Origin of the sequence: Pseudomonas sp. BP01, from assembly GCF_022760795.1 — a bacterium.
In the GTDB taxonomy this organism is placed as follows: domain Bacteria; phylum Pseudomonadota; class Gammaproteobacteria; order Pseudomonadales; family Pseudomonadaceae; genus Aquipseudomonas; species Aquipseudomonas putida_Q.
Genome location: NZ_JAFBKA010000017.1, coordinates 22,799 through 35,747, shown reverse-complemented (window position 1 = coordinate 35,747; position 12,949 = coordinate 22,799). Strand labels below are relative to the sequence as shown.

11 protein-coding genes are annotated in these 12,949 nt (G+C 63.9%); 9 read left to right on the top strand and 2 right to left on the bottom strand.

From position 1 onward, the window contains the following. The first annotated feature begins 65 nt into the window (after nt 1-65). The gene (locus JOY50_RS16510) at nt 66-995 is read left to right on the top strand and encodes a 1-aminocyclopropane-1-carboxylate deaminase/D-cysteine desulfhydrase (protein WP_138737881.1); all 930 of its coding nucleotides are present in this window, start codon (nt 66-68) and stop codon (nt 993-995) included. Here the strand turns inward: JOY50_RS16510 and JOY50_RS16505 are convergent. Together JOY50_RS16505 and JOY50_RS16500 are read right to left on the bottom strand one after the other, a co-directional pair. After that, on the bottom strand, nt 947-1,492 hold the full coding sequence (locus JOY50_RS16505; protein WP_132846612.1) for a cytochrome b: 546 nt from the start codon (nt 1,490-1,492) through the stop codon (nt 947-949). The genes JOY50_RS16510 and JOY50_RS16505 overlap by 49 nt on opposite strands. A gap of 223 nt (nt 1,493-1,715) precedes the next feature. Continuing rightward, nucleotides 1,716-2,693: a DUF1853 family protein gene (locus JOY50_RS16500; RefSeq protein ID WP_192902541.1), complete on the bottom strand. Its 978-nt coding sequence runs from the start codon at nt 2,691-2,693 to the stop codon at nt 1,716-1,718. A gap of 43 nt (nt 2,694-2,736) precedes the next feature. On the opposite strand from JOY50_RS16500, the gene JOY50_RS16495 reads away from it, so the two are divergent. The 8 genes from JOY50_RS16495 (at nt 2,737) to JOY50_RS16460 (ending at nt 12,941) form a co-directional block, all read left to right on the top strand. Beyond that, the gene (locus JOY50_RS16495) at nt 2,737-3,627 is read left to right on the top strand and encodes an NAD(+) kinase (RefSeq protein ID WP_016485536.1); all 891 of its coding nucleotides are present in this window, start codon (nt 2,737-2,739) and stop codon (nt 3,625-3,627) included. Continuing rightward, complete coding sequence (locus JOY50_RS16490) at nt 3,627-4,598, top strand: metallophosphoesterase (RefSeq protein ID WP_132846610.1); 972 nt, start codon at nt 3,627-3,629, stop codon at nt 4,596-4,598. Before JOY50_RS16495 ends, JOY50_RS16490 begins: the two co-directional genes overlap by 1 nt. Continuing rightward, complete coding sequence (locus JOY50_RS16485; RefSeq protein WP_243055543.1) at nt 4,595-5,479, top strand: rhomboid family intramembrane serine protease; 885 nt, start codon at nt 4,595-4,597, stop codon at nt 5,477-5,479. The genes JOY50_RS16490 and JOY50_RS16485 overlap by 4 nt, the downstream gene beginning before the upstream one ends. 13 nt (nt 5,480-5,492) lie before the next feature. Next, nucleotides 5,493-5,753, top strand: a complete 261-nt coding sequence (locus JOY50_RS16480; protein WP_016500845.1) for a YeaC family protein — start codon at nt 5,493-5,495, stop codon at nt 5,751-5,753. Continuing rightward, nucleotides 5,750-6,580: a DUF2797 domain-containing protein gene (locus JOY50_RS16475; RefSeq protein WP_138737388.1), complete on the top strand. Its 831-nt coding sequence runs from the start codon at nt 5,750-5,752 to the stop codon at nt 6,578-6,580. The genes JOY50_RS16480 and JOY50_RS16475 overlap by 4 nt, the downstream gene beginning before the upstream one ends. A gap of 13 nt (nt 6,581-6,593) precedes the next feature. Further along, nucleotides 6,594-9,251 carry an aminopeptidase N gene (gene pepN, locus JOY50_RS16470; protein ID WP_138737387.1) on the top strand — a complete coding sequence of 886 codons (2,658 nt, stop codon included), beginning with the start codon at nt 6,594-6,596 and terminating at the stop codon, nt 9,249-9,251. Nucleotides 9,252-9,516: 265 nt separating this feature from the next. Then, complete coding sequence (locus JOY50_RS16465; RefSeq protein WP_132846606.1) at nt 9,517-10,545, top strand: YCF48-related protein; 1,029 nt, start codon at nt 9,517-9,519, stop codon at nt 10,543-10,545. A gap of 20 nt (nt 10,546-10,565) precedes the next feature. Continuing rightward, entirely contained in the window at nt 10,566-12,941 is a 2,376-nt protein-coding gene (locus JOY50_RS16460) for an RND family transporter (protein ID WP_132846619.1), read from the top strand. Nucleotides 12,942-12,949: the final 8 nt, after the last annotated feature.

Sequence of the window (12,949 nt, the reverse complement as noted above, 5' to 3'; positions counted from 1 at the left end):
GCGCACGCCTGAAGCCAGCGAACGGCCGCACAGCGGCCCCAGGATTTCGCTGGTAAACTCGCACGATGCTTTTCGACTTCCCTCAAGCGCCCCTGCAACCCCTGAACCTGCCTTGGCTGGCAACTGCCAATGTCGAGGCCGCTATCCTGCGGCTGGACCTGATCGACCCGCTGATCAGCGGCAACAAGTGGTTCAAGCTTCGCTATCACCTGCAGCATGCCAGCGCCAGTCACGCCCCGGGCCTGATCAGCCTCGGCGGCAACCATTCCAACCACCTCCACGCCCTGGCCGCCGCTGGCAGACGCTTCGGCTTTGCCACGGCAGGCCTGCTGCGCGGCCACCCCCAGGACACGCCAACCGTGCGTGACCTGCAGGCGCTGGGCATGCAATTGCATTGGCTGGGCTATGGCGGCTACCGCGAGCGCAACCAACCAGGGTTCTGGGAGCCTTGGCAGGCACGCTACCCCGGCTGGCATTGCATCCCCGAAGGCGGCGGCGGGCCGGCCGGTGCACAGGGCTGTGCCCTTATCATGCAGCAGGCGCGGTCGCAGATCTCGGCACTGGGCTGGTCGGGCTACGATGCCTGGTGGCTGGCTGCTGGAACGGGGACTACCTTGGCTGGCCTGGTGCTGGCAGAGGCGGGTGCACATGCCGTACATGGCGCACTGGCTGTGCCCAGGGATCATGGTGTGCCGGAGACGGTGGCAGCATTGGCCGGTGCGCACGGCTACCAGCTACACGACGCATGCCGTGGTGGGTTTGGCAAGTTTGACGATGATCTGCTGGCTTTCATCGCCGAGTGCGAGCAGCACAGCGGTGTACCGCTCGAGGCCCTTTACACCGGCAAGGCCCTGCTCGCCCTGCGTGGTCAGGTCGAGGCCGGGCTGTTTGCGCCCGGCACCCGCCTGATCGTTGTGCATACCGGTGGCCTGCAGGGCCGGCGCGGTTACTTGAAGGGCAGCATGCGCAGCAGCGTGTTGTCGCGCTGCACATAGTGGTGATACAGACCGGCCACCGCGTGCAGGCCGATTAACCAGTAGCCCCAGCTGCCCACGCGTTCATGCCAGCCTTTGATGAACTTGGCCTGGTCCGGGTCCGGGCCGATCAGGTGCGGCAGCTCCAGGCCGAAGAACGGCACGGGTTTGTCGGCGGCGCTGAGGATCAGCCAGCCGGCCAGTGGCATGCCGATCATCAGCAGGTACAGCGCCAGGTGCATCAGGTGCGCAAGCCCGGTCTGCCAGGCCGGCGGTTTGGGCACGATGGGCGGGGTAGGGCGGCTCAGGCGCATGGCCAGGCGCAGCCAGACCAGCACGAACACGCTGAGCCCGAGCATGAAGTGCAGGTCTTTCATCAGGTTGCGTTCGGCACTGTCCTTGGGAAACAGGCCACGCAGTTCGATCAGCGCATAGACAGCGGCCAGTAGCACCAGCATCAGCCAATGCAGGGCGATAGACAGGCGCGCGTAATGGGTCGCGGGGTTGGATGAAGCCATGATCGGTCCTCGTCATCAGGTCGGAAAGGCGCTCTTGCTGGCGCTCAGGTACCACTGTAATGGTTACCAGAAACAAATCTTTGCGCTGGGTCTGTGAAAATTGTGTTGCCAGCACCGGCCCTATCGCCGGCAAGCCAGCTCCCACAGGTACGACGATGAGCCTGGGGCCTGTGCAGTACCTGTGGGATCTGGCTTGCCGGCGATAGGGCCGGTACAGGTAACATCAGGCACCGGGTACGTGCGGCCAGTCATCAGCCACGAGGAACACCCGCTCTGCCTCCTGCCAGGCACCCTCAGCATCAGGCTCCAACCTCACCAGCAGCTGCGCCGGCGCCTGCCGCTCCAGCACATGCAACCAGGCCGCAAACTGCTCCACGGTCCAGCCTTCGCCTGCCTCGATCCGCGCAGGTGCCAGCCAGGCATGACGCTGCAAGGGCTGCCAATGCTCACCCTCTGCCATGACCCATTCCCGCCGCCGCACCCAGCGCCCACGCAAGTGCTGCGGGTTGGCGGCTGCGGGTGGCTCGGCATGCCCAGGCCAGGGATAGAACAGATAGCCACCCAGCCACACGTGTGCCTGCACCTGCTCAACCCCCAACCGGGCCAGCACCTCGCGGCTGTGCGCCCCGTCAGACATCGGCAACTGGTGCCCCTTCAGGTGCGCAAGTTTGCTCCCCAGGCGGTCATGGCACCCAGGCCCCAGCCAGGCATGCGGGTCGTGCCCGGCGTCTTGCGGCCCCAGGTACAACTTGATCGCCAGTTCCAGGTGGTGCACACCGTCGCGGTCGCGCAGCACTACGTCCAGTTCGCCCAGGGTGTGGCCACCGTCACGGATTGCCAGGTTGGCCGCCAGCAGCTCGATGCCGGGTGCCTGGCCCAGGGCAAATTGCCACAGCCGTTCGTAGTAAAGCCCCAGCCGCCGGCTGCCGAGCTTTGCCAGCCACTCGCGCAACGGGCCATCGTCGGCATCCAGCGCTCGCAACCAGCCTTCGAGACGCTGCGGCTGCTGCGCCCAGAGGCTGCCCGTCAGCGGGTGGCGCTGGGGGCAGGGCGGGGTGCTGAGCAGGGGCGGCGACAGCAAGGCCCAGGCCAGGTCGCGCACGGCGGGGCGGCGTAGCTGCCGGGGCAGATCGTTGAGCAGGGCGAATGGCATCATCCAGCGAGCATAGCCGGTTTGCCGCTGCCCGGTGGTTTCGCCCATAATCGGTTCATCGTCACCCGTCGCAGAGCCCCGCAGGAGCCCCATGGAGCAATTTCGCAATATCGGTATCATCGGCCGCCTTGGCAGCTCGCAGGTGCTCGACACCATTCGCCGACTGAAAAAATTCCTCCTCGATCGCCACTTGCATGTGATTCTCGAGGACACCATTGCCGAAGTGCTACCCGGCCATGGCCTGCAAACCTCCACCCGCAAGCTGCTGGGCGAGGTCTGTGACCTGGTCATCGTGGTCGGCGGCGACGGCAGCCTGCTGGGCGCTGCACGCGCCCTGGCCCGGCACAACATTCCGGTGTTGGGCATCAACCGTGGCAACCTGGGTTTCCTCACCGACATCCGCCCCGACGAGCTGGAAGAGAAAGTTGCCGAAGTGCTCGACGGCCATTATCTGGTGGAAAACCGCTTCCTGCTGCAGGCTGAGGTGCGTCGCCACCACGAAGCCATCGGCCAGGGGGATGCGTTGAACGACGTGGTGCTGCACCCAGGCAAGTCCACGCGCATGATCGAGTTCGAGATCTACATCGACGGCCAGTTCGTCTGCAGCCAGAAGGCTGACGGCCTGATCGTCGCCACCCCCACCGGTTCCACCGCCTACGCGCTGTCGGCCGGTGGCCCGATCATGCACCCCAAGCTCGATGCCATCGTTATCGTGCCGATGTACCCGCACACCTTGTCGGGCCGGCCGATCGTGGTCGACGGCAACAGCGAACTGAAGATCGTGGTGTCCAAGGACCTGCAGATCTACCCGCAAGTGTCCTGTGACGGCCAGAACCACTTCACCTGCGCCCCCGGCGACACCATCACGGTGAGCAAGAAGCCGCAGAAGCTGCGCCTGATCCACCCGCTGGACCACAATTACTACGAGGTCTGCCGCACCAAACTGGGTTGGGGCAGCCGTTTGGGGAGCAGGGACGACTGATGCTCGATCCGGCGCGAAGTTTCGACATCATCGGCGACGTGCACGGCTGTGCACTGACCCTTGAACGCCTGCTCGACGCCCTCGGTTACAAGCGTGTGGCCGGCGTGTGGCGCCACCCGCGGCGCCTGGCGCTGTTCCTGGGCGATATCGTCGACCGCGGGCCACGCATTCGCGAAGCGCTGCATATCGTCCATGACATGGTCGAGGCCGGCCAGGCGTTCTGCATCATGGGCAACCACGAGTACAACGCCCTGGGCTGGGTCACCCCGGCGCTGCCCGGCAGCGGCAAGGCCTTTGTGCGCGAGCACACGCCGCGCCATGCCCGGCTGATCGACGAAACCCTGACGCAGTTCGCCCACCACCCCGGCGACTGGCACGACTTCGTCAACTGGTTCTACCAACTGCCGCTGTTCATCGACGCCGGGCGCTTTCGCCTGGTGCACGCCTGCTGGGACCCGCGGTTGATCGAGCCGTTGCGCCAGCAATACCCCGACGGGCGCATCGATGAACACTTCATCCAGGCCTCGGCGGTAAGTGGCAGTTTTGCCGACACGGTGTGCAACCGCCTGTTGCGCGGCACCGACATGCGCCTGCCGGACGGCCTGACGTTGACCGGCGGCGACGGCCTGACCCGCGCGTTTTTCCGCACCAAGTTCTGGGAAGAAGACCCGCAAACCTACGGCGACATCGTGTTCCAGCCCGATGCCCTGCCCGAGGAGGTGGCCAGCACACCGCTCAGCCACAGCCAGAAAAACGCATTGCTGCGCTATGCCGAAGACGAGCCCCTGCTGTTCGTTGGCCACTACTGGCGCAGCGGCCGGCCTGCGCCGATCCGCGCCAACCTGGCCTGCCTGGACTACAGTGCCGTGCTCTACGGCAAGCTGGCGGCTTACCGGCTGGATGATGAAACCCGTATCGACCCGCACAAGTTCGTCTGGGTCGACGTCGACCGCCCACAGGCCAACCAATGAACATTATCGAAGTGATGCGCCTGCCGCTGTCGGTCGACCTCAGCGGCTTCGTCCACTTGCTGCAGCGCCTGCAGGTGCCGCACCGGGTAAGCGAGGAGGGCGATGTCCAGGTACTTTGGGCCCCCGACACGCTGGTCGAGGACGTACTGCAACTCTACCAGCGCTACCCGGACGGCAATGCCGATACCCAGGCGGTAGAGCAACCTGAGGGAGCGGGGCCCGCGAATAGCCCCACACAACCCTCCCTGGTAGAACAGGCCAAAGCCTGCAAAATCACCACCCTCACCCTGCTGCTGTGTTTCATCGTCGCCGGCCTCACCAGCCTGGGCGACAACTTCACCACCATCAGCTGGTTCACCTTCCTCGACTTCCGCGTCCAGGGCGACTACCTGTACTTCAGTTCGCTGGCGCAAGTTCTGAACGAAGGCCAGTGGTGGCGCCTGGTATCGCCCATGCTGCTGCACTTCGGTGTGCTGCACCTGGCCATGAACAGCCTGTGGTACTGGGAGCTGGGCAAGCGTATCGAACTGCGCCAGGGCCCCTGGATGCTGCTGGGCCTGACCCTGCTATTCAGCCTGGTGTCCAACCTGGCCCAGCACTACACCAGCGGGCCGAGCCTGTTCGGCGGCCTGTCCGGCGTGCTGTACGGCTTGCTCGGGCATATCTGGCTGTATCAGTGGCTGGCGCCCAACCGTTACTTCAACCTGCCCAAGGGCGTGCTGGTGATGATGCTGATCTGGCTGGTGGTATGCCTGACCGGTGTGGTCGGCACGCTGGGCCTCGGCCAGATCGCCAACGCCGCCCATGTTGGCGGGTTGCTCATCGGATGCCTGACCGGGCTCTTGGGTGGGGCGCTGGCCCGGCGTAAACTGTCGGCTTGAATCAGGAGACACTATGTCCACTTTCGCGCAAATGATTGAAAACATCACACCGGAAATCTACGAGAGCCTGAAACTGGCCGTGGAAATCGGCAAATGGTCCGATGGCCGCAAGCTCACCGCCGAGCAAAAAGAGCTGTCGCTCCAAGCCGTGATCGCCTGGGAGATCCAGAACCTGCCCGAAGACCAGCGCACCGGCTACATGGGCCCGCAGGAATGCGCATCGAAGTCTGCGCCGATCGCCAACATTCTGTTCAAATCGGACTCGGTACATTGATCGAACTCGCTCGTGGCTCGTTGAGCAAAATGGCGGTAAGCCTGCAGGCACCGGTGGTGCAATACAGCTTCCGCCTGGATGACACGCAGGTGCCGGTCAACCCGCTGATCGGCCAGCGCCTGCGCCTGGAATACCTCGGCGCCATTCACTGCAACCACTGCGGCAAGCGCACCAAGACCAGCTTCAGCCAGGGGTACTGCTACCCGTGCATGACCAAGCTGGCCCAGTGCGATGTGTGCATCATGGCCCCGGAAAAATGCCACTACGACGCCGGCACCTGCCGCGAGCCGTCGTGGGGTGAACAGTTCTGCATGACCGACCACGTGGTCTACCTCGCCAACTCGTCGGGGATCAAGGTCGGCATCACCCGCGCCACCCAGCTGCCCACCCGCTGGCTCGACCAGGGCGCCAGCCAGGCCCTGCCGATCATGCGCGTGTCTACCCGCCAGCAATCAGGCCTGGTCGAAGATGTGCTGCGCAGCCAGGTGCCAGACCGCACCAACTGGCGCGCGCTGCTAAAAGGCGATGCCGAGGTGCTCGACCTGCCCGCCATTCGTGAGCAGATCTTCGACGCCTGCGCCGACGGCTTGCGCGAGCTGCACGGGCGCTTTGGCCTGCAGGCGATCCAGCCGCTGCCCGACGCTGAAGTGGTGCAGATGAAGTACCCGGTCGAGGCCTACCCGAAAAAGATCGTCAGCTTCAACCTCGACAAGGACCCGGTGGCCGAAGGCACGCTGCTGGGCATCAAGGGCCAGTACCTGATCTTCGACACCGGTGTGATCAATATTCGCAAGTACACGGCCTACCAGTTGGCCGTGCTCCAGTAAAAAGGACCTGCACATGCGTACCGAACAACCGCAAGTGATCTACCTGAAGGATTACCAGGCGCCCGAGTACCTGATCGACGAGACGCACCTGACCTTCGAGCTGTTCGAGGACCACACCCTGGTTCACGCGCAACTGGTGATGCGCCGCAACCCGGCACGCGGTGCCGGCTTGCCGCCTTTGGTGCTCGACGGCCAGCAGCTGGAACTGCTGCGCGCTGCGCTGGACGACCAGCAATTGCAGGCGGGCGATTACCAGCTCGAAGCCGACAGCCTGACGCTGCACCCCAAGGCCGAGCAGTTCACCCTCGACACCAGCGTGAAAATCCACCCCGAGAGCAACACCGCGCTGGAAGGCCTGTACAAGTCGGGCAAGATGTTCTGCACCCAGTGCGAGGCCGAGGGCTTCCGCAAGATCACCTACTACCTCGACCGCCCGGACGTGATGAGCGCCTTCACCACCACGGTGATCGCCGAGCAGCATCGCTACCCGGTGTTGTTGTCGAACGGCAACCCGACGGGCAGCGGGCCGGCCGAGGATGGCCGCCACTGGGCCACCTGGGAAGACCCGTTCAAGAAGCCGGCCTACCTGTTCGCGCTGGTGGCCGGTGACCTGTGGTGCGTCGAGGACACCTTCACGCGCCAGTCTGGCCGTGATGTGATGCTGCGCATCTATGTCGAGCCCGAGAACCTCGACAAGTGCGACCACGCCATGGTCAGCCTGAAGAAGTCCATGCGCTGGGACGAAGAAGTCTATGGCCGCGAGTACGACCTGGACATCTTCATGATCGTTGCGGTCAACGACTTCAACATGGGCGCCATGGAAAACAAGGGCCTGAACATCTTCAACTCCAGCTGTGTGCTGGCCCGTGCCGAAACCGCCACCGATGCTGCGCACCAGCGCGTCGAAGGCGTGGTCGCCCACGAGTACTTCCACAACTGGTCGGGTAACCGTGTCACCTGCCGTGACTGGTTCCAGCTGTCGCTCAAGGAAGGCTTCACGGTGTTCCGCGATGCCGAGTTCAGCGCCGACATGAACTCGCGCACGGTCAAGCGCATCGAAGACGTCGCCTACCTGCGCACCCACCAGTTCGCCGAAGACGCCGGCCCCATGGCCCACCCCGTGCGCCCGGACAGCTTCATCGAAATCTCCAACTTCTACACCCTGACCGTGTACGAGAAGGGCGCCGAAGTGGTGCGCATGGTCCGTACCCTGCTGGGTAACGAAGGCTTCCGCAAAGGCAGCGACCTGTACTTTGAACGCCATGATGGCCAGGCGGTGACCACCGACGACTTCATCAAGGCCATGGAAGACGCCAACGGTGTCGACTTCACCCAGTTCAAGCGCTGGTACAACCAGGCCGGCACTCCGCGCCTGGAAGTGGGCGAGGCTTATGACGCTGCAGCGCAGACCTACAGCCTGACCTTCCGCCAGAGCTGCCCGCAAACCCCGGACAAGGCCGAGAAGCTGCCGTTCGTGATCCCGGTCGAGCTGGGCCTGCTGGACGCCGAAGGCAATGACCTGCCGCTGCGCCTGGCCGGTGAAGCCGCTGCTGGCGGCACCAGCCGCGTGCTGTCGGTGACCGAGGCCGAGCAGACCTTCACCTTCGAAGGTATCCAGGCCAAGCCGTTGCCCTCGCTGCTGCGTGGCTTCAGTGCGCCGGTGAAGCTCAGCTTCCCTTACGACCGCGACCAGCTGATGTTCCTGATGCAGCACGACAGCGACGGCTTCAACCGCTGGGAAGCGGGCCAGCAGCTGTCGGTGCAGGTACTGCAAGAACTGATCGGCCAGCATCAACGCGGCGAAGCCCTTAAACTCGACCAGCGCCTGATCACGGCCCTGGGCACCGTGCTGGGCAACGAGTCGCTGGACGCCGCCATGGTTGCCGAAATGCTTTCGCTGCCGGGAGAGGCCTACCTCACCGAAATCAGCCAGGTGGCCGACGTCGACGCCATCCACGCTGCCCGTGAGTTCGCCCGCCAGCAGATCGCCGCACAGCTGTTCGACGCCCTGTGGGCGCGCTACCAGGCCAACCGTGACGTGTCGCGCAGCACCGCTTATGTGGCCTCTGCCGAGCACTTCGCCCGCCGTAGCCTGCAGAACATCGCGCTGTCCTACCTGATGCAGAGCGGCAAGCCGCAGGTGCTGGAAGCGACCCTGGAGCAGTTCGATCAGTGCGACAACATGACCGAACGCCTCACGGCCCTGGCGGTGCTGGTGAATTCGCAGTTCGAAGCCGAGAGGGCCAAGGCCCTGGAAGCTTTTGCCGAGCACTTCAAGGACAACCCGCTGGTCATGGACCAGTGGTTCAGCGTGCAGGCGGCCAGCGCGCTGCCGGGCGGGCTGGCGCGGGTCAAGGCGTTGATGCAGCACCCGGCATTCACCCTGAAGAACCCGAACAAGGTACGTGCGCTGATTGGTGCCTTTGCCGGGCAGAACCTGGTCAACTTCCATGCGGCGGATGGTTCGGGCTACCGTTTCCTGGCGGACTTGGTCATCGAGCTGAATGCGCTGAACCCGCAGATTGCCTCGCGGCAACTGGCGCCGCTGACCCGCTGGCGCAAGTATGACGATGCGCGTCAGGCACTGATGAAGGGAGAGCTGGAGCGGATTCTGGCTTCGGGTGAGCTGTCCAGTGATGTGTATGAAGTGGTGAGCAAGAGCCTGGCTTGAGTTTTCTGTAGTCAGTGCCGGCCTCTTCGCGGGTAAACCCGCTCCCACAGGTACTTCACCGCTTTCATGGATGGTGTAGCACCTGTGGGAGCGGGTTTACCCGCGAAGCTTTTTGGGCCGACAACAAAACATAACACCCCGCCCGTTGTATCCCCGCCAACATCCCCCTACGATCCCCTCAAGCTATTGCAGGCCTCTAGATCAGGCTTTTCGCAGTACCTGCAATGCATTGACCCACCAACAAGAACACAACAAGGGGGCAGTCATGAGGGAACAGCTACGGGCGCCAGCCAGGCGTGGTGCCTGGCCATGGGCGGCCAGCGCAGTGCTGGCACTGGCATTGGGGGTGTGGGCCGACAGCGCCCAGGCCGCCGCCGCCGACGAATACTCCACCGAATCGGCCAAGGCCAGCCAAAGCCTGCTGATCGGTGCCACCCATGCTGGCAAGCGCCTGGTGGTGGTGGGTGATCGCGGCCACATCCTGTTCTCCGACGACCAGGGCAGTACCTGGACCCAGGCCCGGGTACCCACCCGGCAGCTGCTCACCGCCGTGTTCTTCCTCGACGACAAGCGCGGCTGGGCGGTGGGCCATGATGCGCAGATCCTCGTCAGCAGCGACGGCGGGGCCACCTGGACCAAGCAGTACGAAGACCTTGCCCGTGAAGCCCCATTGCTCGATGTCGCCTTCCTCGACGCCCAGCACGGCTTTGCCGTGGGTGCCTACGGCGCCTTGCTGGAAACCACAGACGGCGGGCAGCACTGGCAAGACGTGGCCGAACGCCTGGACAACCCTGACCAGTTGCACCTGAACGGTATCGCGCGGGTGCGTGACGCCGGCCTGTTCATCGTAGGCGAGCAGGGTGGCATGTTCCGCTCCGCCGACAACGGCCAGACCTGGGCCAAGGTCCAGGGCCCGTACGAGGGCTCGCTGTTCGGCGTGATCGGCACCGCCCAGTCACACGCCTTGCTGGCCTACGGCCTGCGCGGCAACCTGTTCCGTTCCACCGATTTTGGCGACAGCTGGCAGCCGATCGAACTCAAGGTCGCGCGCGGCAACCTCGAATTCGGCCTGGCAAGCGCTACGCTTCTGGATGATGGCACCCTGGTGCTGGTCGGCAACGGCGGCAGCGTGCTGCGCAGTGCCGATGGCGGCCAGACCTTCACCGTGTACAACCGCGCCGACCGCATCGCTCTGGCTGGCGTCAGCGGCCTGGCCAATGGCGGCCTGCTGCTGGTAGGGCAGGGCGGTGTACACCTGGCGGATGCCCAGGGTGCCGAGGGGGCGAGCCGATGACCAGCAGGGAGAGCATTACCATGCACCCGCACCACCAGGACAAGCCCACGCTGCTCGAGCGCCTGATCTTCAACAACCGCCCCGTGGTCATCGCGCTGTGCGTGCTGGTGAGCATTTTCCTGTTCTGGCAGGCCACGCAGATTCGCCCGTCTACCAGCTTTGAAAAAATGATCCCGCTGCAGCACCCGTTCATCGAGCAGATGATGGAACACCGCAACGACCTGGCCAACCTGGGCAACACCGTGCGCATTTCGGTGGAAGCGGTGAATGGCGACATCTTCGACAAGGACTACATGGAGACCCTGCGCCAGGTTCATGACGAGGTGTTCTACATCCCCGGCGTCGACCGTGCCGGGCTGAAGTCGCTGTGGAGCCCCAGCGTGCGCTGGAGCGAGGTGACCGAAGAGGGCTTTTCCGGTGGCGAGGTGATCCCTAACACTTACAACGGCTCACAGGATAGCCTCGACACCCTGCGCGACAATGTGCTCAAGTCCGGGCAGGTGGGGCGCCTGGTGGGTAACAATTTCAAGTCCAGCATCGTCGACGTGCCGCTGCTGGAGAGCTACCCCGACCCGCAGGACCCAGGCAAGCAGGTGAAGCTGGACTACCAGCAGTTCTCGCACCTGCTGGAAGAGAAGATCCGCGACAAGTTCCAGGCGCAGAACCCCAATGTGAAAATCCACATTGTCGGGTTCGCCAAGAAGGTCGGTGACCTGATCGACGGCCTGGTGATGGTGGCGATGTTCTTCGGCGTCGCCCTGGCCATTACCTGGGTGCTGTTGTACTGGTTCACCTGGTGCATCCGCAGCACCATCGCCGTGCTCATCACCACCCTGGTGGCGGTGGTCTGGCAGCTGGGGCTGATGCATGCGGTGGGCTTTGGCCTGGACCCTTACTCGATGCTGGTGCCGTTCCTGATCTTCGCCATCGGCATTTCCCACGGGGTGCAGAAGATCAACGGCATCGCCTTGCAGTCGAGTGATGCCGACAACGCCCTCACGGCGGCCAGGCGCACCTTCCGCCAGCTGTTCCTGCCGGGCATGATCGCCATCCTCGCCGACGCGGTGGGCTTCATTACCCTGCTGATCATCGACATCGGGGTGATTCGCGAACTGGCCATCGGCGCCTCCATCGGCGTAGCGGTGATCGTGTTCACCAACCTGATCCTGCTGCCGGTGGCCATTTCCTATGTCGGCATCAGCAAGAAGGCCATCGAGCGCAGCAAGAAGGACGCCACCCGCGAGCACCCGTTCTGGCGCCTGCTGTCGAACTTTGCCAGTGCCAAAGTGGCGCCGGTGTCTGTCACCCTGGCGCTGGTCGCCTTCGCAGGTGGCCTTTGGTACAGCCAGAACCTGAAGATCGGCGACCTCGACCAGGGCGCGCCGGAGCTGCGCCCCGACTCGCGCTACAACCAGGACAACAGCTTCATCATCAGCAACTACTCGACCAGTTCCGACGTGCTGGTGATCATGGTCAAGACCCCGCCGGAGCAGTGCTCGGTCCACTCGACCATGGCGCCGATCGACGAGCTGATGTGGACCATGCAGAACACCCCGGGTGTGCAGTCGGCGATTTCCCTGGTGACCGTGTCCAAGCAGGTGATCAAGGGCATGAACGAGGGCAGCCTGAAATGGGAAACCCTGTCGCGTAACCCGGACATCCTCAACAACTCCATCGCCCGTGCCGACGGCCTGTACAACGGTGACTGCTCGCTGGCGCCGGTGCTGGTGTTCCTCAACGACCACAAGGCCGAGACCCTGGAGCGGGTTACCGCCGTGGCCAAGGCGTTTGCCGACAGCCACAACAAGGAAGGCCTGCAGTTCCTGCTGGCAGCGGGCAACGCCGGGATCGAGGCGGCGACCAACGAAGTGATCAAGTCGGCCGAGCTGACCATCCTGATACTGGTGTACATCTGCGTGGCGGTGATGTGCCTGATCACCTTCCGCTCGTTCGCCGCCACCCTGTGCATCGTCCTGCCGCTGGTACTGACCTCGGTGCTGGGCAATGCGCTGATGGCCTACATGGGCATTGGGGTGAAGGTGGCGACCTTGCCGGTGGTGGCGCTGGGCGTGGGGATTGGCGTGGATTACGGCATCTACATCTACAGCCGGCTGGAAAGCTTCCTGCGTGCCGGGTTGCCGTTGCAGGAGGCCTATTACCAGACCCTGCGCTCCACGGGTAAAGCCGTGTTGTTTACTGGCTTGTGCCTGGCCATCGGCGTGTGCACCTGGATCTTCTCGGCGATCAAGTTCCAGGCTGATATGGGGCTGATGCTGACCTTCATGCTGCTGTGGAACATGTTTGGCGCGCTGTGGCTGCTGCCGGCGCTGGCACGGTTCCTGATAAAGCCGGAGAAGATGGTGGGCAAGGAAGGTGGGTCCATTTTCGCCCATTGAATCGCAAG

Bases quoted from the DNA above. Each gene is read 5' to 3' on its own strand.
- JOY50_RS16490 (WP_132846610.1), top strand. From the start codon at position 3,627: ATGCTCGATCCGGCGCGAAGTTTCGACATCATCGGCGACGTGCACGGC.
- JOY50_RS16465 (WP_132846606.1), top strand. From the start codon at position 9,517: ATGAGGGAACAGCTACGGGCGCCAGCCAGGCGTGGTGCCTGGCCATGG.
- JOY50_RS16495 (WP_016485536.1), top strand. From the start codon at position 2,737: ATGGAGCAATTTCGCAATATCGGTATCATCGGCCGCCTTGGCAGCTCG.
- JOY50_RS16485 (WP_243055543.1), top strand. From the start codon at position 4,595: ATGAACATTATCGAAGTGATGCGCCTGCCGCTGTCGGTCGACCTCAGC.
- JOY50_RS16500 (WP_192902541.1), bottom strand. From the start codon at position 2,693: ATGGGCGAAACCACCGGGCAGCGGCAAACCGGCTATGCTCGCTGGATG.
- JOY50_RS16480 (WP_016500845.1), top strand. From the start codon at position 5,493: ATGTCCACTTTCGCGCAAATGATTGAAAACATCACACCGGAAATCTAC.
- JOY50_RS16510 (WP_138737881.1), top strand. From the start codon at position 66: ATGCTTTTCGACTTCCCTCAAGCGCCCCTGCAACCCCTGAACCTGCCT.
- JOY50_RS16460 (WP_132846619.1), top strand. From the start codon at position 10,566: ATGCACCCGCACCACCAGGACAAGCCCACGCTGCTCGAGCGCCTGATC.
- pepN (WP_138737387.1), top strand. From the start codon at position 6,594: ATGCGTACCGAACAACCGCAAGTGATCTACCTGAAGGATTACCAGGCG.
- JOY50_RS16505 (WP_132846612.1), bottom strand. From the start codon at position 1,492: ATGGCTTCATCCAACCCCGCGACCCATTACGCGCGCCTGTCTATCGCC.